The 25,724-nt window shown below is 46.1% G+C and carries 21 protein-coding genes; 8 read left to right on the forward strand and 13 right to left on the reverse strand.

The window, feature by feature from the left end:
- Positions 1-207 precede the first annotated feature (207 nt).
- The 3 genes from ACTXGE_RS02465 to ACTXGE_RS02475 all read right to left on the reverse strand — a co-directional run bounded on the left by ACTXGE_RS02465 (position 208) and on the right by ACTXGE_RS02475 (position 3,908).
- On the reverse strand, positions 208-1,410 hold the full coding sequence (locus ACTXGE_RS02465) for a 3-oxoadipyl-CoA thiolase (protein WP_443541627.1): 1,203 nt from the start codon (positions 1,408-1,410) through the stop codon (positions 208-210).
- An 89-nt stretch (positions 1,411-1,499) separates the two neighbouring features.
- Positions 1,500-3,086 carry a 3-hydroxyacyl-CoA dehydrogenase gene (locus ACTXGE_RS02470; protein ID WP_435950834.1) on the reverse strand — a complete coding sequence of 529 codons (1,587 nt, stop codon included), beginning with the start codon at positions 3,084-3,086 and terminating at the stop codon, positions 1,500-1,502.
- Between the two features lie 45 nt (positions 3,087-3,131).
- Positions 3,132-3,908, reverse strand: coding sequence for an enoyl-CoA hydratase (locus tag ACTXGE_RS02475; RefSeq protein ID WP_435950833.1), 777 nt, complete (start codon positions 3,906-3,908; stop codon positions 3,132-3,134).
- A 254-nt stretch (positions 3,909-4,162) separates the two neighbouring features.
- On the opposite strand from ACTXGE_RS02475, the gene ACTXGE_RS02480 reads away from it, so the two are divergent.
- The 6 genes from ACTXGE_RS02480 to ACTXGE_RS02505 all read left to right on the forward strand — a co-directional run bounded on the left by ACTXGE_RS02480 (position 4,163) and on the right by ACTXGE_RS02505 (position 10,773).
- Positions 4,163-5,317, forward strand: a complete 1,155-nt coding sequence (locus tag ACTXGE_RS02480) for an acyl-CoA dehydrogenase family protein (protein ID WP_435950832.1) — start codon at positions 4,163-4,165, stop codon at positions 5,315-5,317.
- A gap of 36 nt (positions 5,318-5,353) precedes the next feature.
- The gene (locus ACTXGE_RS02485) at positions 5,354-6,181 is read left to right on the forward strand and encodes an IclR family transcriptional regulator (RefSeq protein ID WP_443541629.1); all 828 of its coding nucleotides are present in this window, start codon (positions 5,354-5,356) and stop codon (positions 6,179-6,181) included.
- Positions 6,182-6,520: 339 nt separating this feature from the next.
- Positions 6,521-8,053: a DUF4331 domain-containing protein gene (locus ACTXGE_RS02490; protein ID WP_443541631.1), complete on the forward strand. Its 1,533-nt coding sequence runs from the start codon at positions 6,521-6,523 to the stop codon at positions 8,051-8,053.
- Between the two features lie 27 nt (positions 8,054-8,080).
- Positions 8,081-8,362, forward strand: a complete 282-nt coding sequence (locus ACTXGE_RS02495; protein ID WP_443541633.1) for a hypothetical protein — start codon at positions 8,081-8,083, stop codon at positions 8,360-8,362.
- Positions 8,363-8,437: 75 nt separating this feature from the next.
- Positions 8,438-9,628, forward strand: coding sequence for a tetratricopeptide repeat protein (locus ACTXGE_RS02500; protein WP_443541635.1), 1,191 nt, complete (start codon positions 8,438-8,440; stop codon positions 9,626-9,628).
- Positions 9,625-10,773 carry a HupE/UreJ family protein gene (locus tag ACTXGE_RS02505; RefSeq protein WP_443541636.1) on the forward strand — a complete coding sequence of 383 codons (1,149 nt, stop codon included), beginning with the start codon at positions 9,625-9,627 and terminating at the stop codon, positions 10,771-10,773. Before ACTXGE_RS02500 ends, ACTXGE_RS02505 begins: the two co-directional genes overlap by 4 nt.
- Positions 10,774-10,910: 137 nt before the next feature.
- Here ACTXGE_RS02505 and ACTXGE_RS02510 read toward each other — a convergent pair whose 3' ends face one another.
- From ACTXGE_RS02510 to ACTXGE_RS02545, 8 genes are all read right to left on the reverse strand, one after another.
- On the reverse strand, positions 10,911-11,897 hold the full coding sequence (locus tag ACTXGE_RS02510) for an energy transducer TonB (RefSeq protein WP_443541637.1): 987 nt from the start codon (positions 11,895-11,897) through the stop codon (positions 10,911-10,913).
- A gap of 252 nt (positions 11,898-12,149) precedes the next feature.
- The gene (locus tag ACTXGE_RS02515; RefSeq protein ID WP_443541639.1) at positions 12,150-13,349 is read right to left on the reverse strand and encodes a low temperature requirement protein A; all 1,200 of its coding nucleotides are present in this window, start codon (positions 13,347-13,349) and stop codon (positions 12,150-12,152) included.
- 117 nt (positions 13,350-13,466) lie between these two features.
- Positions 13,467-14,192, reverse strand: a complete 726-nt coding sequence (locus tag ACTXGE_RS02520; RefSeq protein ID WP_443541641.1) for a DUF3726 domain-containing protein — start codon at positions 14,190-14,192, stop codon at positions 13,467-13,469.
- Positions 14,189-15,952: a hypothetical protein gene (locus ACTXGE_RS02525; RefSeq protein WP_443541643.1), complete on the reverse strand. Its 1,764-nt coding sequence runs from the start codon at positions 15,950-15,952 to the stop codon at positions 14,189-14,191. Before ACTXGE_RS02525 ends, ACTXGE_RS02520 begins: the two co-directional genes overlap by 4 nt.
- A gap of 161 nt (positions 15,953-16,113) precedes the next feature.
- Positions 16,114-17,784 carry a BCCT family transporter gene (locus ACTXGE_RS02530; RefSeq protein ID WP_443541645.1) on the reverse strand — a complete coding sequence of 557 codons (1,671 nt, stop codon included), beginning with the start codon at positions 17,782-17,784 and terminating at the stop codon, positions 16,114-16,116.
- Positions 17,785-17,967: 183 nt separating this feature from the next.
- Positions 17,968-18,957, reverse strand: coding sequence for a membrane dipeptidase (locus ACTXGE_RS02535; RefSeq protein ID WP_443541647.1), 990 nt, complete (start codon positions 18,955-18,957; stop codon positions 17,968-17,970).
- Between the two features lie 167 nt (positions 18,958-19,124).
- Positions 19,125-20,600, reverse strand: a complete 1,476-nt coding sequence (locus ACTXGE_RS02540; protein ID WP_443541649.1) for an aldehyde dehydrogenase family protein — start codon at positions 20,598-20,600, stop codon at positions 19,125-19,127.
- Positions 20,601-20,665: 65 nt separating this feature from the next.
- Positions 20,666-21,055 (reverse strand): RidA family protein, encoded by a 390-nt coding sequence (locus tag ACTXGE_RS02545; RefSeq protein WP_443541650.1) that lies wholly within the window; start codon positions 21,053-21,055, stop codon positions 20,666-20,668.
- A gap of 226 nt (positions 21,056-21,281) precedes the next feature.
- Here ACTXGE_RS02545 and ACTXGE_RS02550 point away from each other — a divergent pair, with 226 nt between their 5' ends.
- The gene (locus tag ACTXGE_RS02550) at positions 21,282-22,220 is read left to right on the forward strand and encodes a LysR family transcriptional regulator (RefSeq protein ID WP_443541652.1); all 939 of its coding nucleotides are present in this window, start codon (positions 21,282-21,284) and stop codon (positions 22,218-22,220) included.
- A 57-nt stretch (positions 22,221-22,277) separates the two neighbouring features.
- Positions 22,278-23,057 carry a sulfite exporter TauE/SafE family protein gene (locus ACTXGE_RS02555; protein WP_443541654.1) on the forward strand — a complete coding sequence of 260 codons (780 nt, stop codon included), beginning with the start codon at positions 22,278-22,280 and terminating at the stop codon, positions 23,055-23,057.
- A 365-nt stretch (positions 23,058-23,422) separates the two neighbouring features.
- Here the strand turns inward: ACTXGE_RS02555 and ACTXGE_RS02560 are convergent, their stop codons facing one another.
- Both ACTXGE_RS02560 and ACTXGE_RS02565 read right to left on the reverse strand, forming a co-directional pair.
- A complete protein-coding gene (locus tag ACTXGE_RS02560) occupies positions 23,423-23,758 on the reverse strand; it encodes a GlpM family protein (protein WP_443541655.1) in 336 nt (111 codons plus the stop codon).
- A 172-nt stretch (positions 23,759-23,930) separates the two neighbouring features.
- The gene (locus tag ACTXGE_RS02565) at positions 23,931-25,589 is read right to left on the reverse strand and encodes an alpha-keto acid decarboxylase family protein (RefSeq protein WP_443541657.1); all 1,659 of its coding nucleotides are present in this window, start codon (positions 25,587-25,589) and stop codon (positions 23,931-23,933) included.
- Between the last annotated feature and the right edge of the window lie 135 nt (positions 25,590-25,724).

The raw sequence follows: 25,724 nt of genomic DNA on the forward strand, positions 1-25,724 counted from the left end.
TTTGCTTAATTAAACCCGACCAACATGCTTTGCGTGCAGCTGTGACAGACTATTATCAATGCCTCTACTGTTTAATCTGTACTATTTCGAATAGACTTTGTCTTTACAAAGCTGACATTCTCCTTCTAGTTTACATTATTAACTACCGCAACTGACTGCGCGTTATTTTGAAATATATTGAGTATGAACCAAATACTATCTAACCGCTCACACCCGCTCTATCACCATAGCCAGCCCTTGCCCAATACCAATGCATAAACTGACTACCGCGTATTGTCCGCCCGTGCGCTGTAGCTCGCGCGCCGTACTTAAGGCTATGCGAGCACCTGACGCACCAAGCGGATGACCGACCGCAATCGCGCCGCCATTTGGGTTAACGCGCTTGTCATCAAAGTCGATATCCAAACCCTTTAGGCAGCCTAGTACTTGGGATGCAAAGGCTTCATTAATCTCAATGATGGACATATCATCAAGGGTCAAGTCAGCGCGTTTGAGTGCTAGCTTTATCGCCTCAACGGGGCCTACGCCCATAATATTTGGCTCAACGCCCATCGCGCCAGAGGATAAAATCTTGGCAATAGGTTTAAAGCCTAGTTTTTCTTCTGCTTGTTTTGAGCCAATAATCAGCGCAGCGGCGCCATCGTTAATACCTGATGCATTCCCTGCTGTGACCACGCCATTCTCATTCAACGGTTTTAGCTTTTGCAGTGCTTCTACCGTAGAGCTAGCGCGAGGATGCTCATCTTCCGTTATCGCTTTGTCTGGTAATTTTTTACCTTGCGATACTGTGATTGGCGTTATTTCCTCATCAAAGAAACTAGCTTGTTTGGCGGTTTGATATTTCGCTTGCGAGGCGGCTGCGAATTTATCGGCTTCTTCTCGGCTGATGTCGTATTTGCGCGCGACATTATCACCCGTTTGCGGCATGCTATCGCCACCAAATTCTTTGGTTAAAACAGGATTAGGAAATCGGCTACCAATAGTGGTATCAAATACTTTAAAGTCACGACTAAAAGGCTGCTCGGTCTTGGCAAAGACAAAGGGCGCGCGGGTCATGGACTCAACGCCACCTGCCAAAAATATGTCCCCTTCGTTGCAAGTGATAGCGCGCGCGGCATCAATGACAGTAGATAGCCCTGACGCGCATAGACGATTGACGGTTTGACCGGGCGTGGTGACATCTAGTCCCGCTAGTAATGCGGCATTGCGTGCGATGTTGCGTGAGTCTTCACCCGCTTGGTTGGTGTTACCGATCAGTACTTCATCAAAGATGTCGCTGGGCAATTGGTGTTTTTCAACCAAAGCTTTGATCACTGCCGCAATCATATCATCAGGACGCACAGTGGCAAGTGCGCCGCCATGGCGACCGAAAGGACTTCTTAATCCATCATAAATATAAGCGTCTAACATCACTGTTCCTTGTTGTGTTTTAAGAGTTGCTTCGATTGAGATATAGAGTTCATCAAACTGCTTTAGTTTTTAGCATTAAAGATCTGGCATTAAAAATTACTCTGCTGCGTAAACAGCGAAATACTAAGCTTGGCACGGCGCTGTAACCACGGACTAGGACGGTAACGCGGATCACCTGTTAGAGCATAAACACGCTCTAAGATAAGTAAAATACGCGAAGCACCAAGCGCGTCACCCCACGAAATCGGACCGAACGGATATCCCAAGCCAAGCTTGATGGCATTGTCGATATCCTCAGGCGTCGCTATGCTTTGCTGCGCCATATCACAGCCCAAATTAATCACCATCGCCATAACTCGCTGCGCCACAAAGCCCGTGCTTTCTTTAATTAGCGAAGCACCAGCTGAGCCTTCATTCAAATTATTATTTAAGCTTTTACCGAATAAAGTATCAGCCTGCGTGACAAATTTGTCCTTTGTAACGATACTTGGCATCAACGTACGATGCTTAGATAAGTCCGTTAGCATATCGATGGCAACCGCTTGTTGAGGGTTCACTTGATAGCGAATAGCGGCATTGGTGGTATCTTCGCCATAAATCGCCAGTAATACCAAACTGCTAGGGTTTGGGGTATCGTTATTATCGATAGTGATGTCATTAGCGTTTAGGTAATCAACCAGCTGTTGTTTATCTGCCGCTAAATCCGCGCCAATCCAAACTGAATTAACGGCTTTGTCAGATACAGCGTTAGACAAAGACTCTTGAGCGGTATCTGCTGTCACCTTTTTACTATCTTGCTTTTTATTGTCTATGTACTGATAAAAGCCCTCACCCACTTTACGACCAAGCTTGTTACCCTCTAGCATTTGCCGTGTTAATGGATGCGGGCGATAGCGCGGCTCGAAGTAATATTGATTATAAATCGATTCCATAACCGGATGCGAGACATCGACGCCTGTCAGATCCATCAGCTCAAACGGTCCCATACGAAAGCCTGCGCCATCGCGCAAAATACGATCAATCTGCTCAAGACTGGCAACGTCCTCGCCTAGTATTTTTAACGCCTCTGTACCAAAAGCTCTACCGCCATGATTGACGATAAACCCTGGCGTATCCTTTGCGACGACGCCTAAATGGCCTATACGTTTGGCTAAACTGGTAAGCGTTTGGGTTACTGCAGGCTCGGTTGAGAGACCTGGGATTACCTCAACGATTTTCATAAGCGGTACAGGATTAAAGAAGTGAAACCCTGCTACCCGCTCTGGGTAAGTACAAACCGAGGCAATGGCGGTCACTGATAGCGATGAGGTATTAGTTGCTAAAATGGTATCGGTAGGAACAAGGCCTTCTAATTGCTTAAACAGCTGCTGTTTGATCTCTAAATTTTCAATAATGGCCTCAACAACAATATCCACTTCAGCAATTTGTGCGATATCCTCAATCACCGTTAGATTAGCCAAAGTCGCTTGCAATTGCTCATCGGTAAACTTCCCCTTAGCCGCAAGTTTTTTAAGTGTCGCTTGAAGCGCTTGACGTCCTTGCTCAGCGGCTCCTGTTTTGGCATCAAATAACAATACGTTAATGCCCGCTTGCGCTGCGATTTGGGCAATACCCATACCCATGATGCCCGTGCCAATAATGGCTAATGATTGCATATCTGATGATGTGATAGTCATAGTATTCCTTTATATGATTTAGTGGTGTCTTAATCCCTTAAACGACTACTGTCCTTTGTAGTTGGCATCACGCTTTTCCAAAAAGGCTTTTGCGCCTTCTTTTTGATCTTCGGTATCAAATAAAATCTGAAAGGCTTTACGCTCTAAAGCTAGAGCCGCTTGCAATGGCATGTCCACCCCAAGGTTGGCGACTTCTTTGATTTGGGTTAAAGCAATGGGCGAGTAGCCTGCCAACTGCTCAGCGATTTCTACAGCGCGCTTAATAGTCGCCTCATCGTCCACCACTTCAGACACTAGTCCCATTTGATCCGCCTGATCAGCGCTTATCATATCGCCCGTTAAGATGAGCTTCATAGCTTTATGCTTGCCAAGCAAGCGAAACAATCGCTGCGTACCTCCTGCCCCTGGCATCAGACCTATCTTAATCTCTGGCTGTCCAAACTTAGCCGACTTGCCCGCGACAATAATATCGGCATGCATCGCAAGCTCACAGCCGCCGCCAAGCGCATAGCCATTAACTGCGGCGATAATAGGTTTACGGCAATCGGTAATCGCGTCCCAATACTGTTCGCTATGACGCAGATAAACATCGACTGTCTTTGCAGTCAAAAAGTCATTGATATCAGCACCCGCGGCGAATACTTTATCACCGCCAGTGAGTACGATAGCTTTGGTCTTTGAGTCATTATTTAATCGAATAAAAATCTCTGCCATCTGCGCGCGTAACTCAGCGTTTAGGGCGTTGCGAACTTTAGGACGATTGAGGGTTATTACACTTACGCCACTATCTAATGTCTCACAGGTAATGATGGACTCTTCCATGATGCTATCCTTATTTGTTGTCTTGCGTATATTAATACAACACTACTAAAATACCGCACTGCGGTTCTTAAAACCGAAATTGTTGTAATCTGCTTTAGTATAGATTATGCTATTTGGCTCATACAAGCTCTTTATGTAAAACCGTTATTTGTGCTATCGGTTATTTGCACTATCAGTTTTTTATATTATTAGTTATAAGCGTTAAACTTATCCAAACTATTCTCACATTCAGTCACACCAGACAAGGAAGTCCCATGATTAGAGATCAAGAAGTCCTCGACCATATCGTCAATACCGTTCGTCAATTTGTCAACGATCAGCTCATACCTAATGAAGACTGGGTCGCAGAAAACGATCGCCTGCCAGAAGAGATCATCAGTCAAATGCGCGAGCTGGGTCTATTTGGATTGACCATACCAGAAGAATACGGCGGTCTTGGACTCACGATGGAAGAAGAGGTCATCGTCGCTTTTGAGATGGGACGCACCTCCCCTGCGTTTCGCTCGCTTATCGGTACCAACAACGGCATTGGCTCCTCAGGTCTGGTCATCGACGGCACCGAAGATCAAAAGCAAAAATATCTACCCAAACTTGCCAGCGGCGAGATTATCGGCTCGTTTTGTCTGACTGAACCCGAAGCAGGCTCGGATGCCGCCTCCTTGCGCACTACTGCTATCAAAGACGGCGATACTTATGTCATTAACGGCACTAAGCGCTATATCACCAACGCACCACAAGCAGGCGTCTTCACGGTGATGGCGCGTACCGACCCTCAGAACAAACGCGCGGGCGGGATCTCTGCCTTTATCGTTGAAAGCGATACCCCAGGCATTACTTTAGGTAAAATCGATAAAAAAATGGGACAAAAAGGCGCGCATACTTGTGATGTGATCTTTGATAACTGCGTGGTGCCAGCAAGTGCTTTGATCGGCGGCGTCGAGGGTGTCGGCTTTAAGACGGCGATGAAAGTGCTGGATAAAGGTCGTTTGCATATTGCAGCGGCCAGTACTGCGGCGGCCTCTCGCATGTTAGATGATGCGCTGCGCTACGCTGTCGATCGCAAACAGTTTGGTCAACCGATTGCCAGTTTTCAGCTGATTCAGGCGATGCTTGCTGATTCAAAGGCTGAGATTTATGCGGCCAAATCTATGGTGCTCGATGCCTCGCGCCTGCGTGATGAAGGTAAAGATGTGGTGACTGAGTCCTCCTGTGCTAAGATGTTTGCCACTGAGATGTGTGGACGCGTAGCCGATCGCGCAGTACAGATTCATGGCGGCGCCGGTTACATTGCAGATTACGGTATTGAGCGTTTTTATCGTGATGTGCGTCTGTATCGTCTGTACGAAGGCACCACGCAAATTCAGCAAATTATTATCGCTCGCAATATGATTAAAGAAGTGAGCGAATAACCTCAACCAAGAATACTACCTACAATACTACGCCCTATGACGATTCGTAATACTACGAGCAGCGCTCTTGAGCTGCTAGAGCCTATAAGTGAGATGAAAGATCAAAGCGATCGGCAGTTTGTCACCGCACTCGCTCGCGGGCTTGAGCTGCTACGATGTTTTACCCCGCAGCAGCCCATGCTTGGCAATCAAGATCTCAGCCAATTAACAGGGCTGCCTAAAGGCACAATTACGCGTCTTACCTATACCTTAGTCAAACTCGGCTATCTAAAACAATCTACTACCAGTAGCAAGTACCAACTGGCAGCTGGCGTGTTGGGCTTTGGTTATACCATGATGGCAAATATCTCTATTAATAATCTTGTCACGCCTTACATGGCGGATCTAGCAGAGTACGCCGACAGCGCCGTTGCCATGGCAACCCGCGATCGGCTGATGATGGTGTATCTAAACGTCGTGCAAGGCTCTAGCACCACAACCATGCGCCGTAATGTCGGGTCGTACTTGCCTATGCACTCTAGTGCGATGGGACGTGCTTGCTTAGCGAGTATGCCACCTGCCGAGCAAGACTTTATTATGAATGCGATTCGTAGTAAGCACGATAAAGACTGGTCAAAAATCAAGTCGAGCCTAGAGCAAGCGTTTAAAGACTTTGAGAACTTTGGCTATTGCTTTTCATTTGGCGATTGGCAAAAGGAGGTCAATGCTGTGGCCACGGCCATCATGCATCCCACTGAGGGCCTACTCACCTTTAATTGCGGCGCGCCAAGCTTTGTGCTTAGCCGTACCAAGATTGAGCAAGTCATTGCTCCGCGACTGCTGCATATGAAACACAATATTGAGAGTAATATTTATGGGGTTTAGTTGACCTTTAATATAATACTCAATGTTAACAGTCCATAACTTCACTATTTTCCTTCACTCAATTCAAAATAAAACCGCTAAATATTTGTTTATATTAAAAATTTTAATAAACGATTATCTAAGCTATTTTTTTGTCAAAGTGCAAATCTTTCAAAATGTAAGTATTTGTAATATCCGACGAACGTAGCAATAAACCCGATAGATATACAAATATTTAAGACTTTTTGAGCGTATACTCAATAACAGCTATGATGCTTATATATTAAAATCATCATAGTTTCAATGTCTTAACTAAAGTTCTAAACCCCATCTCACTTCAGTTTCTTTACAAGGATACGTATGAAACACACGACCAAAGCGTTAATAGCAGCGGTAACTCTGTGCATGAGTGCAAGCGCAGTAGCCTCAAGTCACCGAGAAGCCCCTTCTATTACTAAGACTCCTAAAGTCGATGCTACCGACTTTTATATGTTTAACAGCTACGAGAATAATCGTGCAAACTTTGTCACGATTATCGCCAACTATCTGCCATTACAAGACGCCTATGGCGGACCGAACTATTTTGCCCTTGATCCAGATGCCCTGTATGAGATTCATATCGACAACAATGGCGATGCGGTCGAAGATATTACCTTTCAGTTTAACTTTACGCAAAATTTGAACAGCATCGGGCTTGACACTGATAACGATCCATCAACGCCAGACGTTGCTGTTGCTTTGTCTAATATTGGTGATGCGTCAAACAAATCAAATCTACAAACCACTGAAAAGTATGAAGTCACAATGGTGAAAGGCGATCGCCGTAGTGGCAATCGGACGTCTTTAGGTACTTTTGATAAGCCATTTGATTATATCGGTACCAAGTCTTTCGCTGACTATCCTAATTATGCTCGAGGATTTATTAACGATTTGACCATTCCAGGCTGTAATACTAAGGGTAAAGTGTTTGTTGGTCAGCGCGCTGAAGGTTTTGCTATTGATCTAGGCAGAGTATTTGATTTAATTAACCTTGATCCCACACTGTCGCGTGATGGTGGAACTAATATATTAGCAGACAAGAACGTCACCTCGATTGCGATGGAAGTACCTAAGGCTTGTTTAACTGCTGGTTCTGACCCTGTCATTGGTGCATGGACAACAGCGAGTGTGCGTCAAGCAACTTTAGTCAATCCAAATCCTGGCTCCGGTATTAGCACTACAGCCAAAAAAGGCGGTGCATGGACACAAGTGTCAAGATTAGGTATGCCGCTAGTTAATGAAGTGATTATCGGTTTAAAAGACAAAGATAAATTTAACGCCTCAGAGCCAAAAGATGACGCTAACAACTTTGCACCTTATGTCCTCTACCCTACGCTTCCAAAACTCATTGAGACTTTGTTTGCAGCACCAGCACCGACTAACCTTCCGCGTCAGGATCTTGTCACTGCCTTTTTAACAGGCGTACCAACGGTCAACAAACCTGCTATTCCTGCTAATACAGACCAAGTGCTATCAGAAATGCTGCGCCTAAATACTAGTATTCCTGCTGTAGCCGCTAATAATCAGAACGATCTAGGACTACTTAGTCTTATTCAAAGCGTTCAAACTGATGGACGTCCTAGTACTGGTGTTGATACTGCTGGATTTCCAAATGGTCGACGCCCCGGTGATGATGTCACCGATATTGCTTTAAGAGTCTCTATGGGTGCATTGTGTCATTCAGGTTTGCCAAATACTGTTATTCCATGTGCACCTGCAGATGCAAAAGCGGGTAAAGCGTTACTCACTGATCGTGCACTTAAAACGGCTACCGAGTTTGACTCAGTCTTTCCTTATCTAACGACTCCTAACGCAGGTAGCGGAAATTCAGATTCAGATTCAGACAGCCGATAAGCTGACGCTAACTCAAGGAGAAATACGATGCGCTATTTACTTTTAGCAGTATTGGTTACAGGTTCGGCGGCTCTGACAGGTTGCTTTGGTGATAATGATAACGACAATTTTGACCCGCCAAGCCAAGTGGATAATGATCTTATCAAAGATCAAGCCAATGCACAGGATGCAGTAAACAAGACCTCTGCTGTGATTGATGCTAGCAATAATGTCAATACCGATGAGCCGCAAGACATCGACAGGATTATGTTGTCTGACGCCAATCGAGCAGAGCCTATCGCTATCAAAGATCCTAACGCCTCTTTATAGTGTTCTGCAAAAAACCCTAACACCTGATCGGATTTCTGATCAGGTGTTTCTTTACGTTTTGTGAGGAGTACTCTTATGCTATGGACAAAATCTGTGATTGGCTTGCTCATTTTACTGTTTAGTAGTCAGATATTGTATGCCGCGCCCTTTATACCGACAGACGATATGCAAGTCCTTGAGACTCTGCCGTCAGACTCCCCGCCTCCTCGTTATAGCAGCGCCTCTGATCTGACAGCTCCTGCTCATACTGGTAATAACGACAATGCTCGGCAGCTACTAGAACGCGCTTATTTAGAAGGCGACCCGCGCGCGCTCGGTCAAGCACGCGCGCAATTGGATCAAAGCGAAGATCAAAGCATAGAGACTCTAATGCTGCGAGCACGAGCATTGCAGTCGGATCACAAGTTTGCTGAGGCAAAAGAGATACTCGGTCAAATACTGAGTCAAAACCCCGCGTATCCAGATGCCCTATTAACCCTTTCCTCATTGCTGGTTGTACAAGGACAGTTTGATGAGGCTACGGAGTACTGTGACCGATTAAGTGATCCTTCGCTACGTGTATACCAAGCCGCTTGTATCGCTCAAATACAAAGTATGACGGGAGATCTTAGTCAAGCTAACCAGACCTTAGATGGACTTGCAGCAATCGCGCCTGGACTTGATCCATCAACGGCTCGCTGGATATATTTGATGCAAGCTGATGCTGCCCTGCGTAGCCAAGATACCGCACTTGCCAAGCAAGTCTTTGCGGTGATGGATGAGCAAACCGTGCCAGCACTGATGGCGCGTGCAGATTGGCTACTAAGCATCGGTGAGTACCAACAAGTAATCGATTTGCTACAAGATCATACTGATAAAGATGCACTGCTACTGCGTCTTATCGATGCGCAAATGCAGTCGGGAGACCCCAAAGCGGATACAAACCTAGCACTTATGAAAGAGCGTATTGACGTGTGGCAATTGCGCGGCGAAAACGCCCATACTCGCGAGCAAGCGATGTATGCTCTGCTCGCTGAGCAAACGGACGACGCGCTTAAACTTGCGCGGGACAACTGGCAACAGCAGCGCGAAACGGCTGATATTGTGCTATATGCAACCGCCGCTATCAAAGCGAGTAGTCAACAAGATATCGATATTCTCCAGCAATTTATCAGTGATACGCAGTTTGAGTATCCTGCACTTGAGCAAGCATTGCGCTTAGGCAAAATAGATAAGTGTCTTAACTGCACTGTCACGCAGGCGATGAATAAGGATAAGTCTCTATGAGCACGTATAAAAAACTCTCATGGCGTCATGCTTATCATTATTTGACGCTATCTTTACTGGCGATACTGCTAACTATAACGGCGACTGTAGCGCAGGCGCATGAGTCGAGTACCGCTTATCTAAACCTAAATTCAGTCGATTCTGAAAGCCAGTACGCCGCTCAGTATGAGTTATCGCTTCGAGATTTAGCGCTACTTATAGACATAGACCCAAACCAAGACCGCGATGTAAGCTGGGCGGAAATCAAAGCGCAAGCACCGCTGATAGAGGCGATTATTGCCTCGCAAGTGGTATTGCAAAGCGGTGGTCAACCTTGTCAAATCACTGCTTTTGAGCCTTTAGCGATCAATACCCGCGGCGGATTTAACTATCTGTATACAGATTTTAAGTTTGACTGCGCCTCTTCTATTGACATGCTTGATTATCAGATACTTTCAGGTATCGATGCCAATCATCGCTTGCTATTGACTAAGGCAAGTGATGATACTTCGCTACAAGTGCTCTCTGTAGGACAGCATCCGCTAGGGTCGCAGGCAGATACCGGTATGCTGGCTATGGCCTTTAACTTCTTAACAAGTGGCATACATCATTTGCTCATCGGCTGGGATCATCTGCTGTTCTTGTTTGTGCTCTTGATACCAGCGGTATACGTGCGCAAGCAAAAACAGCTAGTCGCGGTGACAAAACCGAAATCGGCGTTACTTGAGGTATTTTGGATTGCCACTTCATTTACCCTAGCGCATTCAATCACGCTAAGCCTAGCGGCTCTGCAAGTTGTTAGTATACCTGCACAAATCATCGAATCTATTATTGCGCTGTCCATTGCCTTTGCCGCGCTTAATAACCTCGTGCCTTTGCTGCGAGTCAGAGCGGTGTACTTAGCCTTTATTTTTGGTCTCATTCACGGCTTTGGCTTTGCCAACGTCCTCGTCGATTTGCCATTAGCGACTAGTGCGCGCGTGCTGGCACTGCTTAGCTTTAACATTGGTATCGAGCTTGGGCAACTGGTATTTATCGCCGTTGTTTTTCCGTTGGCATTATTGCTGCGTCATACCCAGTTTTACAAGTGGGCAATTTTTTATTTAGGGTCGCTGATTAGTATCATCATTGCTCTATGGTGGTTTTTTGAGCGGGCGTTTAGTTAAAAGGTTTAAAAGCCCTGCCCTCATAATGAAGTGAACTGCCCCCCATAAGTTGGACACAGCTTTTGGGGGTTATTTTATGAAATACGACATACACTTTAAGATCAAAGGCGGGACCTTTATCCTCACAAGTAGTCTATTTAATCACCACTAGCTTGCAATTGCTTATTTCTAAATGTTGGTCGCTCGTATATTAAAGACATAGGTACCACTGCATCAACTTCGATACCGCCATTTTGTATTGGGTTGAGTTGTCCGCTTCTGACTTGCGTAGTGGCTATCGCATCGATAATCGGGCTGCCTGATGTCTCAAGAATTTGCACCTCAGTGATACTACCCTCTTTATCAACCTGCAACTCTAGCAGCACAATGAAGACATCGCCCAAGTCTCTATCGACACTCTGCCATACAAGCGTGGGCATGCTAGTGATTGGCTCACGTTCATCACGCCAGCTACCAAAGTCTGCTGTAAAGGATGTGTTCTCGTCATTTTTGGATGCTGATGTATCTATGTCAGCTTGCTGATCTTCAGCTTGCTCAGCAGCTAAAGCAAGCATTTTAGTAATCGTTTCGTTTTCAGCCTGCAATCGCCACTCTTCTTGCTGTCTAAGCTTTCTATCTGCTTGTTTTGCCAAAGACTTTCGCTGCTTGGCTTGCTCGCGCTTATACTGCGCATTAATGGCTCTGATCATCGCAGCGAGATCAAATTCGGAGTCATCAGTTTGAGTTGTAGCGCGAGTTATGGTTCTGGACTCATGAGTTGAGAGTTTTTGAGCAGATATGACGGATGACTCTTGGCTTGTATTGGGTTTAGAGTCTTTAACATCTGACGCTACAGTTTGACTTGTATCTTTGGATTCAGTCACAGTAGGTTCTATAGATGAAATTTTTTGGGTAGGCTCTTTTTGTGTAAGCGTTTGGACGGATTTTACTTCTGGTGGTTTAGGTGCAGCTGACTTTAGTATTGATTGAGGCTCGACTGCTTCTACTTTTTTAGGTTTGGGCGTGACCAGTTGCGTGTCTGTACTTAACGCTTTATTAGACGTATCGAGTGTGATGAGCTCTATTTGAATGGGTTGAATAACAGGGGTTATCTCAGGGCGCGCAGGCGTTTGTATAGACATCATTGCCCATACCGTAGCACCGTGTAATACCAAAACTAGTATCACAATAGATGCTTTTAGTGCGTAAGATGACAAGTTTTGTGTCATAACAGTGCCAATATAGAGTATTTAGATTGCAGATTTTTTGTCCCAACTTTAAGATGAGATCTGACTTAACCCGCCAAAAGCTATCAATAAAATCATAGCCTTATCACCTAGTTATGCTCTATAGTGCGCTAAAAATGTTGCCGTAACAAGCGCAATTTACACTCCAAACTAACTTACTTTCCAATGCTTGTTGTCTTGAGTAAAAAACCAAATCATCACAACGGGCGCAAGAGTGCTTAGCCAAATCCCTAAAGTAATCGGCAGGCCTTGCGAGACTGCAAAGTAGCTCAAGACTATGATAACTAGTGCTATCAGTAGGGCCTGAGCGTTGCGACTGGACTTGCGACACATCAGCGTTCTAAGAATTGTGAGCGTCAGTAGATACAAGGTCAGCATCACCATCAATACGCTCATAGCATACGGCTCTGATACCATGCTCTCGCTCGTTGTGCCGCTCGCCGTGGCTTCAGTGACGAGATTGAGCGCGCTACCTAGTGCGGCTATGGAGGCAAATATAAAAAAGTGACTATAGCCAAATAAGAATAGATCATGACGCTCGCGCTCCTTGTTCAATATTCTATCAAAGGGTACGATAAAGTATAGCCACCACAAAGAGAACACTAGTGCTACTAGGCTTGAGCCTAAAAACATAATAGAGCTTGCCGCAGAGTCTGAGTTGACCAAAAAATACTGAATACTGTTGCTGACACCAACGACGCCTTCACCCAAGACGATAATCGTGAGTAAGCCATAGCGCTCAGCGATATGCCCAGGATGCCAGTTGTTAAACTGCTCAACTCGCGCCCATAACGGCATGAGGAGCTCCGCGATAATAAAGATAATCAGTGCAGGCATTTGCATAGACGGCGGCAAAAACAGCCATCCAATCCACATCGCTTGCAAAGTTAGCAGCCCTACGATGCTACGCCCAGCGACTTGTTTGTGCCCAGGCACATCTTTGTACACCCGCCACCACTGACTACAGCTCGCCAGCCGCATAATGGCATAGCCTGTCACTCCAATCCAAGTTAGCCCCTGCTCATAAAACTGATGAATATTAGCCGCTATCATCAAGGATCCGAACATCTGAAACATCACCGACAAGCGATAAAACCAGTCATCAGGATCATAACCTGAAGCAAACCACGTAAAACTTGTCCAGGCGTTCCATAAGATAAAAAAGGCGATGATAAAGGTAATAAAGCCTGACAAATCATGTTCACTCAAGCGATTATGTAGACCACTTGCCGCTGCTGCCACGGCTATGACGTAGACCAAATCAAACAATAGCTCAAGCGTGGTTGAGGGCCGGTTAGGCTCATTAGGGTCTCTGGCATAGATTTTTTTGATGGTCACATTACCAAACATTTACAGGCTCCAAACTAGGGGCTAAGATAAACCGCACAAAAAAGCGGCTTGTTATCATAACAAACCGCTCTCTTTATTTTATAAATTAATTGTGTTTTTGCTCAAGCGCCCTAGCTACTAGACGCCGCCTGCACCTTTACTGGACGCCTCACTGTTCTCGACCAGTATCGCAGCCGCCGTCTGTTTGAGTATCGCCCACTGCTCATCATCGACATAGATGCCTTGTTTCCATGCACGCTGATGGGTTTCATATAGCTCATCAGTCGATATCTTATGTCTAAAGTGCTCAATCTCCTGCTCGATATCAAAATTACTCGTGGCAAGCTCGATGACCATATCGTTGGTATCGTGGCGCGTTTGCCTCTCATCAAAGAAATAGATATCAGGATAAACAAAGCCTTGATTCAAAGTGAATAAAGTATGTTTAGGCGCAGTGCCGTTGTCCCATTTTGCAAGGCAAGCTAAGCCTTTGGCAGCCAAGCTTAAAAGCTCGCTATAGGCCAGCCAGCGATTGTGGCAGTTGTGCAGGGTCACCTTAAAATGATCGCGATTGTCCATCAGCTCAAGCGCATAGTCCATCACCGCAGGCAGATGACAAGCCAGACTACTATCATGTAGATTTAAACTCACCTCACCTATATCTTGATGCATAATCTCTATGAGCGTATCTTGTTCAGTCAAAATATAGGGCGTGGCGTTGTTAAATTGCCCTACGCCATCGAGTCCTGCCATCTGCAATTCTGCGACCATAGTGGCGACCAGATCGGCTTCCCCGACTTCTCGGTGTAAGCCTGAAAACGCCTTGTATACCATAGAGACGATCTCGTTACGCGAGACGATCATAGCGCCGCCTCCTGATCAGACGACGATACCTTTAGCACAGCTGCGTCGTGCTTGGGGTCTGTCTCAGACTCGTCAAGCTTAGGTAATAGCGGAAACAACCACTCATCACTATGCACATCAACAAATAAAGGCGCGCCCTGAAACAAGGTAACGCGTACCCAGCGATCGGATCTGGGATCAAACTTGGTGGCGCCAAACATAGAGAGCTTACAGCGAAGTAAATGAATAGGTAAAGTGTCTTTTTGGAGCACGTTGATCTGGATGTCGCCCATAGGCTTGTGTCCCATTGTCCAAACGCGTCTGGCGATAGCGCGATGTTTGGGCGCACCTAAGACAAACTGCGAGATAAGCTGTTTGGGGTCGACCTGTTTTAGTGCCAAATATAGCTTATTGGTTTGGCGGGCAATATCCAAGAACAGCTCTCGATCATCGCCAGGCTCTTGTCCGCGTACGCCCATACGCGGCTCCTCTTTGTCCACTGAGCGATACCAAAACCAGTAGCTGTTATCAGGTGCACTGAAATCTATTTCAATTGCCCACTGATAGTGAGTCTCAAGCACCAAGATTAAGTCCTGAACGGTTTTGCCTTTAGGCAGCGATAGCGTCTCATCGGCATTCACCTTTTCTTGAAAGCTATCCACGCGCTCAGGATACAGCTCAATTAAGCAAGAGATTATTACCTCTTGGCTCTCGTAACTGAGATGCTCATGATCTTGTAGAAAATCACCCCAACGCTTATAGCCCTTCATTGCTGTCAGCAGATTGTTCTGTAATAGGGTGAGCTCTGCGACGACAGTATTGTTCAACGTCACTTGCTGCGCATCGATAGTGACAATCTCAGTGAAATGCTGAATGGCGCGGCTTAGCAGAGTCGAAAAATAAGCCACTTTATCAGGTTCAATAGTGTGCACTAAAACAGATTGTAGCGCCTCTTCACGCGTTGTGAGCCATTGATCAACGACACAGGGATGATTAATCAGATACGGCGCCATACCCAGACCTGTCGCATTACCGATACCTAGATAGCGCTTAATCTCTGGATGCAAGGTGACCGATTTGGTGCCGCCTTTTTTCTTCGCCAAAAAATCCACCCAATCTAGGCTAAATTCGCGCAGCAAATAAACAGCGCACATCTGCGCGCGAAACGACTGATTAAAGTCCTCGCTGTGATCGAGTGGTTTGAAGTCATAGATACCAAACTTACCATTGCCATAGACCGCCGTGGTACGCAAGATATAACCGACTTGCGCCAAAATATCAAGATCAGGCTGCGCGCCTTTAGCTAAGGAGGTGACGATATGATCAAAGACGCGTACGCTTTTGTTAGCGCGCGCCAGCACCATCACCATGTTGGAATTGCGTCCGGCTTCTTGTAGCGGCACGTTAGCTTTTAGGTTATCGAGTAGCTCTTGACCGATCTCGCCAAAGACTAGACCAAAGGTGACATCCCACTTTTGTGCGATAACCCGATCATTACGCTCATCATCGGCAAGCTCTTGGCAAAACACCACCAAGTGATAAGTATGCTCGGGCGTTTGCAAGCGATAAATCACTTGCCCATAGCCGCTATCATCCAAATCCCAAAGATGGGTTGAGAGTGTCCATTGCTCCTTATCGATTTTGCGTAGTAACGTGCGCACAAAGCTGATGCGCGTTTGATGCATCGCCCCAAGCCTTTGAGCGTTCATCACTACATCAGGGCTACGTAAAGGCAATACCGCTTCGTTAAGACTATTTGTACTTGTATCAATCAAATTCATAATGCCACTACCTTACCTAAAGAGTTGAACCTAAACAGGCTCAACCGTTACGACAAACAACCTCTTTTATCTGTTTAGGGTATGTTGTCATTCAAAACGAATACATACCCTATAAATTACTGATTTTATTGATAATTTACTAGTGAGCCAGTCTCTTTTTCTTAGCGTCCTTGTCTATCCTTAGCAAGCTGCTCCTCAGCGATTTTATGATCAGTCTCAACTCGGTTCGGGCGGTACAGGTCTTGCTCACGCGCCATTTGCTGCGCAATTTGTGGCCCGTTCCAAAGTGAGGGTAGCAAAATAAAGGACACGGGCACTGCAGTAATGACGATAAAGGACTGCAATGCGCTGACGCCGCCTGCACCCAAAGAGATTAGGACGATAGCAGTAATCCCCATCATCACACCCCAAAAGGTACGTATCATAGCGTTTGGTTCATGCTCGCCGCTAATGACAACACTAATGGTATAAGTCATCGAATCCCCGGTAGTCACAATAAAGACAGTCGTCAAAATCAAGAACAGTATCGAGGTAATCAGAGGAAACGGTAATTGCTGCGTGACCGCAAGGAGCGCGCCTGGTAAGTTAAAGCCTTCAAAAGCGGCGCTCACACTACCTGGATTGGCAATCTCAAAAGCCAGACCTGAACCGCCAACGACGGTGAACCAAAAACAAGTCACGAGTGGTGCGATAATACAAACCGTTGTGATCAGCTGGCGAATGGTACGACCGCGCGAGATACGAGCGATAAAGATCGCCATCATTGGGCCATAACCCAAAAACCAACCCCAAAAGAATACCGTCCACCAGCCAAGCCAGTCCTCATCACCGCGAAACGTCGCCATCGGAATGAAGTTTTGGACCATCGTGCCTACGCCTTGAATATAGCCATTTGTGATGAAATTAGTTGGGCCAAAGATTAAGATAAACACCATTAGCGCCACAGCTAATATGACGTTAAAACGGCTCAATAGCTGCATACCGCGAGCCAGACCACTAATAGCCGAAATCGTATATAGAATAATCGCAAAGACAATAATAATCAGCTGAGTCACAAAAGTATCAGGAATACCAAACAGCTCATTTAGCGCATAGCTCGTCTGTAATCCCAAAAATCCAATAGGCCCAATCGTGCCCGCTGCTACTGCAATAATACAACAGGCGTCAATAATAGCGCCGGTCTGACCGGTGAGCACGCGCTCGCCGAATACAGGATATAACAGCGTACGCGGCTTGAGCGGTAGACCTTTGTCATAATGCAAGTGCATGACAACGATGGCGGTTAAGCTACCGACGATCGACCATGCCAAAAAGCCCCAATGCATAAAAGACTGAGATAACGCATTAAAAGCACGCTGCTGCAAATCTGGCGACTCACCATACAAAGGCGGCGCTGAGACAAAATGCGCGATAGGTTCAGCCGCTGCCCAAAACACCCCGCCGCCTGCCAGCAGCGTACAAAACAAGATCGCCATCCACTTAAAATTATCCATCTCAGGCTTAGGCAGGTTGCCTAGAATAACTCGTCCCGTGCGCCCTGCCCCAACGGCTAAGGCAATGACAAAAGTTGCTAACAGTAGTATCTGCCAAAAGGGGCCAAAGATGTTGGCTGACCATGCAAAAGCAGTATTTACAATTATACCCAGCTGCTCTTCTGCAAATATTGCCATCAAGACAAAGAGAGTGATAAAACCGCCGCTATACCAAAAGGCGGGGTTTTTAAGACCCAAAGTATCTGTTGACACCTCCGTGCGCGTTAGATGACCCGTAGCTGCGCTTAGATTATGTGAGCGTCCTTGCTCTTTATCGTTAAATCCTTTTAAATCTGCCATGATATGGCTCCAGTCCTGTTGCATCAAAATTAACTAAGGTACAAATTCAATGAGAGACAAAATAGGATAATCATCCTTAAAATCTGTATCTTTAAATGGCAATGAGCGCTATAGAACAGCAGGTGTTTTATAGCGAAGTGACTTTTGACGGTAATAAATATCTATGCTTACACGCTTTTCGTACTAAGGCACAGGCTTAAGTCCCTGCTCCAAAAAGTCAAACCAGTTTTGTCCGATGATCTTGCCAGCATCAACCTTATTAAAGCCATGCTTAAGCAGACCGTTATAAATATTCTCCATACCTTTCTCACCTGCAAACCAAGGCAAGTTATCCGGCCAGCCTGAGTTACTCGCGCTGCCTTCGCCATAGTCCATTGCCTTTGACCAGCGCCCGTTACGCATCCACTCCAGCACTGATTTGGGCTGATTGAGGCACAAGTCACTACCAATCGCTAAATGCTCGACGCCGTATTTATCAGCGCAGTTGGCAATCATGGTACAAAAATCATCAAGGCTGCAGTCGCTACCGTTCGGCAAATGAAACGGGTATAAGCTAAAGCCTAATAGCCCACCTGCTTGGGTTAAGGCGCTAATCACCGTATCTGACTTGTTACGTAGCGCATCATGCGCGGTAGTCGGATTGGCATGGCTAATACAGATCGGACGCGACGATACCTCTATCGCCTCAAGCGTGGACTGCTCGGCACTGTGTGACATATCAACAATCATTCCGACGCGGTTCATCTCCGCTATCGCTTGCTGACCAAAGCGTGTCACCCCACTATCTTTTGACTCATAACAGCCCGTTGCCAGCAGGCTCTGATTGTTATATGTCAGCTGCATAATGAGTAACCCCAAACGGCGCATAACGCTGATCAGACCTATCTCATCATCGATAGGCGAGCAGTTTTGCGCGCCAAAGAAAATACCGACTTTGCCTTGCTCTTTAGCGGTTTTGATATCGCTGGTAGAATATACAGGCATAATCAAATCGCTATTTTGCTCAAAGCGCGCATGCCATTCAGCAAAGCGGGTCATCGTTTGGCGTGCGTTTTCGTGATAGACCAAAGTGGCATGTACCGCGTTGATACCGCTATTTTGTAGCATCTTGAAATAATCACGATCCCAGTTGCTATATTGCAAGCCGTCGATGACGATATGATCTTGGTACATTTTGCTATCCTTTTTATTACTCGTCTTGAGCGTAGGGTGGGTTAGCGATAGCGTAACCCGCCTTTATTCAACAACTTATGTTTGAAATGGTGGGTTACCTTTTATCTGCACTCTCTGCGAGAGTTTGAAAAACTAACCCACCCTACGCCTTTATCCTTCATCAAAAACTAATACGCTTTTTGATAAGCGGTCTTAACGATGGTATAAAACTCTTTGGCGTACTGACCTTGCTCACGCGGGCCAAAGCTCGACTCTTTACGGCCACCAAAGGGCACATGATAGTCGGTACCCGCTGTTGCTAGATTGACCATGACGCAGCCCGCTTGCACTTGCTCTTTAAACATCGCACTATTACGTAGGCTTTGAGTAATGATGCCGCCTGTCAAACCAAAACGCGTATCGTTAGTCATGGTAATTGCTTCTTCTAAATCTTTGGCGCGCATCACGCAAGCTAATGGTGCAAAGACCTCTTCTTGGTTAATATCCCAGCTGTTTTCGGTCTCAGTAAACAAGGTTGGTGCCATGTAATAACCGTCGTGGGCCATCTCTAGGCGCTCGCCACCATAAGCTAGGTTGGCACCAGACTGTTTGGCTTTTTCAATCCAATCCATGTTTGATGTTAATTGCTTATCATCAACGACCGGGCCCATAAAGATACCGTCATCAAGCGCGTGACCGACTTTTAGAGTTTTCATCCGCTCGATCATGGCCTCGACAAAAGCGTCGTGTACGCCGTCCATGACGATCAAGCGTGAAGAGGCGGTACATTTTTGACCTGAACCACCGAACGCACCAGCGATTGCCGCGTCCACAGCGACTTGCATATCAGCATCATCAGCGATGACCAAGGCGTTTTTGCTGCCCATTTCAAGCTGGCAACGCACAAAGTTTGGCGCAGTAGCCGCAGCGACTTTGCGACCTGTCGGTACTGAGCCTGTAAAGCTGACCGCGTCGATATCTTTTGAGTGAATAAGCGTATCACCGACCGATGAGCCGCCGCCTAATAGCAAATTAAACGTGCCCTCAGGCAGTCCTTGACGATGAATAATCTCAGCCATAGCGACTGCGCTGGCGGGCGTCAAGTTTGCAGGTTTCCAGATGACACTATTACCAAAGGCTAACGCCGGCGCGATTTTCCAAACCGCCGTTGCCGTCGGGAAGTTCCAAGGCGAGATAATCGCGACCACGCCAACCGCTTCACGAGTGACTTCGACTTTGACCCCAGGGCGGACTGAATCTGCGGTATCACCGATTTGACGTAATACTTCGGCCGCATAGTAATGAAAGAACTGCCCTGCGCGGTAAATCTCGCCGCGACCTTCCGCAAATGGCTTACCTTCCTCACGTGAAAGCAATGTACCCAATTCATCACAGCGGGCGATCATCTCATCGCCGATCGCTTGCAAGATAGATTGTTTTTTCTCAAGTGGCGTCGCTTCCCATTTTGGCTGAGCATGGCGGGCAGCAGAGATAGCGTCTTTGACTTGATCTGCGCTTGCCTGCGCAAAATCGCCAATGCTTTCACTAGTGTCTGAGGGATTGATGTTGTTGATAGTATCGGTGCCCGCTTGCCACTCCCCATTGATATAGAGTGATTGGCTTGGGTCTTGTTGTAATACTTGTTTGGTAGTTTGAATTGACATAAAAAATCCTTAATAAAGGTTAAGAGCGTGATAAATGATTAACATACGTTTTTATAATTATAAATTTATGTCACAGCGGCATAAACGACTAGCTCAACGAGCATCTCTTCTCGCGCCAGTCCTGCGATCACTAAAGCTGCGCGGTTGGGATAAGGCGCTTCAAAGTATTCGGCATAGACTTGATTGACCGTCTTTAGATAATCGCGATCAGTCACATAAATGAGCACTTGCAGTACTGCATCCATGCCAACGCCAGCACTCTCTAGCGTATGCTTGAGGTTATCCAATGTCTGACGCGTTTGCGCCTCGATACCGCCGCTAACGACTTCCCCTTTATCATCAATTGGAATCTGCGCGGTATAAAGCGTACCGTTACTGGTGACTGCCCACTCAAGGGGTGCTTTTGAGGCGTATAATGAGGTTTTGACAGCTTGCTTAGGTGAGTGAGTGGTCATAAAGCACTAATCCTTTAAGTAGTGGGTATCTAGATTGAGCCAGATACTTAGACGTTCCTTGGGTTAGCATCTATGCTACTCTTTTGGCTCTAACAAATCTAACTCATTAAATATTAATAATGATAAATTTAATCTATCATGTGCTATAGTTCTTATAAATAGCACAGCTTGTGCTTGTCTCAATACATAAGAATTTATCACCTAGGGATTTATCGGATAACAAGGTATGAAGTTACAGCAGCTAAGGCACTTTTTATTAGTGGTAGAAGCTGGCGGCTTTCGCGCAGCAGCAGATCGCGCCAATCGCACGCAAGCTGCGTTATCCGCTTCTATTAAAGAGCTAGAAAAGTCGCTCGGTCAAAGACTGTTTGAGAGTGGCAATACCGCAACCCTTAGCGCTTTTGGGCAGACTTGCCTGCCAAAGATTGAGCAGTTTGTAAGTTATGCTCAGACACTTGAGGAGGACTTAAAATCGGTTGCGGCAGGAGACAAGGGCAAGATCAGGATTGCAAGCGTGCCATCCTTGGTCACAAAATTATTGCCAAGCGTACTAGCCGCCTACTCGCAGAGATACCCTGATATTGAGATTGTATTGATAGATGATAACTCTGTCGGCGTCGCCAATAGGTTGTTGGCCGGCGAAGTCGATGTCGCTTTGGGCAACGATGTGCAAGTGGATCAAGCAGATATTGACTTCACCGCACTCATCTCAGACCCTATAGGTGTCGTGTGCTTAAAAAGTAATGTATTGTGCCAGCAGTTGATGCAACCAAAGCGCGCATCTTCTAAAGCCTTGCAAAAGGAATTGACCGCACAACAAGGTCTAACCTGGCAACAGTTAGTCGGTCAGCCATTTATCTATAATGGTACTTGCCGCTTGCTCGAGAACACCCAAGCGCAAGTGCTAAACCGGCAGGCGCGCTATACGGTTGAGAATATTACCTCTTTATTCTCCCTACTTCGGCACGACCTTGGCATTACAACCCTACCCAAACTCGCCTTTCCCTCTAATGAGTCGGAGCTCATATGGATACCACTACTTGAGCCTACTTTGACGCGGCAGGTCGGTATTTTTAAACTGGCAGACAAAAGCATTTCTCCTGCGGCTACCGCCTTTTATGAGCTGTGCATTCAACATATTGAAGATCATTATCTGTTGTCATGAGTCTGCTTTCATTAGGTTCTAAATGAGTAAAAGTAGAGGACTATAAAGTAAATAATTATGATTTTAGAGACGATATTTAACCTTGTGCAAACCATACCTGCTTGGCATTTAGCGGGTCTTTTTGCTATAGGCATGATTGCTTTTATTGTCTCCACCATATCAGGTGGCGGCGGCGCTTTGTTACTGATACCTATAACCTCTTGGATGCTAGGAGCATCAGCTGCGCCGCCAGTCATCAACTTAGGAACTTTTATTAGTCGTCCTGTGCGCTTATATCTATTTTGGCAAGATATTGACTGGTCACTCATCAAATACTATGTGCCGAGTGCGGTCGTTGGGGCGTGGCTGGCAGCATTTTTATTTAGTCGGCTAGATGGGAGCTGGATTCAGCTATTGGTTGGCGGGTTTTTGGTCTCTACCGTGCTTCAGTATCGCTTTGGCAAGATCGATAAGAGCTTTGATATGCCAAAGTTAGGGTTTATCCCATTAGGGTTTGTCACCGCTTTTATCAGTACGTTGGTCGGCGGCCTTGGCCCCGTACTCAATCCGTTTTATATGAATACAGGTCTGCAAAAAGAGCGCTTAATCGCCACCAAAACCGCAAACTCGTTTTTTGTTGGACTGGCGCAAATTGGTAGTTATGCCTTTTTTGGCGTGCTCACCGCGCAGCTTTGGATCTATGGTTTGGCACTTGGTCTTGGTGCGGCGCTTGGCAATGTCATCGGCAAGCGATTTTTGGCGGGCATGAGTGTTTATCAATTTAGACTTATGCTAATAGCGCTGATGGTCGTGAGCGGAATAATGATGATTAGCGCGAATGTAAAAGATTTGTTTTAATGTACTCAAAGCCACTTAAACTCAGTTAACAACACTACTGCACAGTTAAAGAGCCATAATTGCTAAAGTAATAAGACTGTCATCAACAAGGAGTGATCATGACTTTTCTGCCCAAGAATAAACTGAGCCTAGTATGTATGGCTGACGACACTTGCCATTGCACCCAGTGTAATTGTAGTAGTACGGCCACCTGCAAAAACTGTAGCTGCTGTAGCAACTGCTGTCAGTGTGGTTAGACATAAGCAAAAATATGCATAACATGTAATCTAATCGATTATGTAGTGACAAGGCCAGCATCTTAACTTTCAAGGTGCTGGTTTTTTGTTTAGGGGTATAACTAAAACATTGTATTTTTTGTCACAACCTCAGGCTTGTATATATTGCCATACGATGACTAATATAGCGGCGGCGATAGACCATGCCACAACGCCCAATAGCAGAGCCTTGTACAAGCTCATATAATTAATACCAAAAAAGACCACGAGCGTATAAATCAGATGCGGTATGACGCCTAACATACTAAATATTAACGCGATCTTTAAGTCTGCACCGCTACGCTCAGTGCCAACAATAAAGTGACTAATAAGCGTAAAGGTTGGAAAAAGCGGTGCCAAAGCCGCCAAATAAAAAAAGCGCGTCTGTGCGAAAAGCTGTATCAACAATACCATGAGCGCACCAATAATCATCTTTACCCAGATCATAATGAGGTGCCTCCCCTTATCACATTATATGTCACTAACATAAGCATAGCTCAGTTTGTCATGACACAATAGCCTCTATATAGAACTTGATAGACAACATCTACAATAAACCCTATATAGCTCAGGACTAAATAGGGTTTTTGAATTGTTCGATGCATTAAGTACCTGCTCGTTATTGCAGGGCCTTAGTGATATCAGCAAGTAGCGGCGGGATATCGTGCTTATCGGTTATCACCTCTAGCATTACCAGTTTATGTGTCGTTGCTGCTGCTGTCTGTAGTGCAGACTTTAGTTCGCCTGCTGTTTGGGCTCTTAACGTTAAGCTATTGGTCTCATTACCACCAAAGGCTTGCAGCATTACTTGCCAATCACAATGCGGAATATCATTATAAGGTTGGTTCTCACCATGTATCGCACGCTCAACGGTATAGCCGTCATTGTTAACCAGTATGATAAAGGGGTTGATGCCTTCTTTGAGCATGACCGCGATATCTTGAATCGTTAATAGTGCCGAGCCATCGCCTATCAGTAGTACGCTGCGTTTGTGCGTGGAAGCAATCCCAGCGCCGAGGCTAGCGGGCAAAGTATAGCCAATTGAGCCCCACATCGGTTGTCCGTAGCACGTCACTCCAGCAGGCAGACGCGTATCGCTAATACCAAAATACGCCGTTCCTTGATCGGCAAACACCAAATTATTATGGGTTAGACCCTTGGCAACGATATGCCATAGGTCGTCTTGACGTATCGCTTCGCTATCTGCGCCAATCTGCTCGTGAGGCATCATAGGCTCACATAGCGGCATAGGTATGATATCGACACCTGAGGTCATCACCTCGTGTACAGCTTGCAAGCTGTCCTTTAGTGCGATTGGGGCAAAATTTTGCCCGCCGATGCTGGCGCGCTCATAGTGCAAATCAACCACTGATTTTTCATCGATATTTTGGCTAAATCCTGCGGTCGTTGTATCCGTATAATTGACCCCAACTTTGATCAAGCACTCGCAGTTCTCGACCGCATCCTTGGCGACAGGTCTAGAGGCAACACCAGAGTAGGTGCCCACCCAGCGCTCGCCTTGTTCATCAAGTAAGCTTTTGCCCCATGACAAGGTGGTATAAGGCACCTCAGTATCAGCGATTAAGGCTTTAAGCTCCTCTTGTAGTCCCATTCGATGCACCATTAGATCAGCCATCAATGTGGTTGTCTTGTTAGGTAAGAACTCAATGAGTGTTTGCTTGAAGGCGCTCAGTGCAGCAGCGCTTGTGATGTCTTCTTGACTATCATCTAGCTTAGTCGTTGGTGGATAGATCGGTAGCTTTGCCACATCGGGTGAGAGCATTAAGTAGCCTGGACGATGCTTTTTGAGAGTCATGCGTATCACTCTGTCAATCTCTGATGCCGCATTTTCTGGAGTAATCTGCGCGCGCGCGACAGTTACAGGTTCGACCATCTTGATAAAGTGATTGAAAACGCCATCGCCCAAGGAGTGATGAATACGGCTCTTGGCATTTTGCAGTGATGTCGCAGGCGCACCGACGATATGTAGCACTGGCGCATACTCTGCAAACGAGCCTGCGGTCGCATTAATCGCCGACAGCTCGCCCACGCCAAAAGTAGTCACCATCGCTGCAAAGCCACGCTCACGAGCGTAGCCGTCTGCAGCGTATCCTGCGTTTAGCTCATTGGTATTGCCGACCCAACGCAGCTTGTCCGAGGCTATGATGTTATCTAAAAATGATAAGTTGTAGTCGCCTGGCACGCCAAATACTTCAGAAGCTCCTGCTTCTGCTACTCGGTCAAATAGATAATCAGCAATGGTATAAGGTTGAGTCATGTTTGTTGTCCTTGTTTTATAGTTCTAGCATTAGGGTTATTAAGTGTAGTTGCAGCTTTAAAGCTGTTTTGTACTTCACAAATATTATGGAATACTTATTATAAAAATATGTTATACCATAAGACAATCTTGAAG

Origin of the sequence: Psychrobacter sp. T6-4 (assembly GCF_052258425.1) — a bacterium.
Taxonomy (GTDB): Bacteria; Pseudomonadota; Gammaproteobacteria; order Pseudomonadales; family Moraxellaceae; genus Psychrobacter.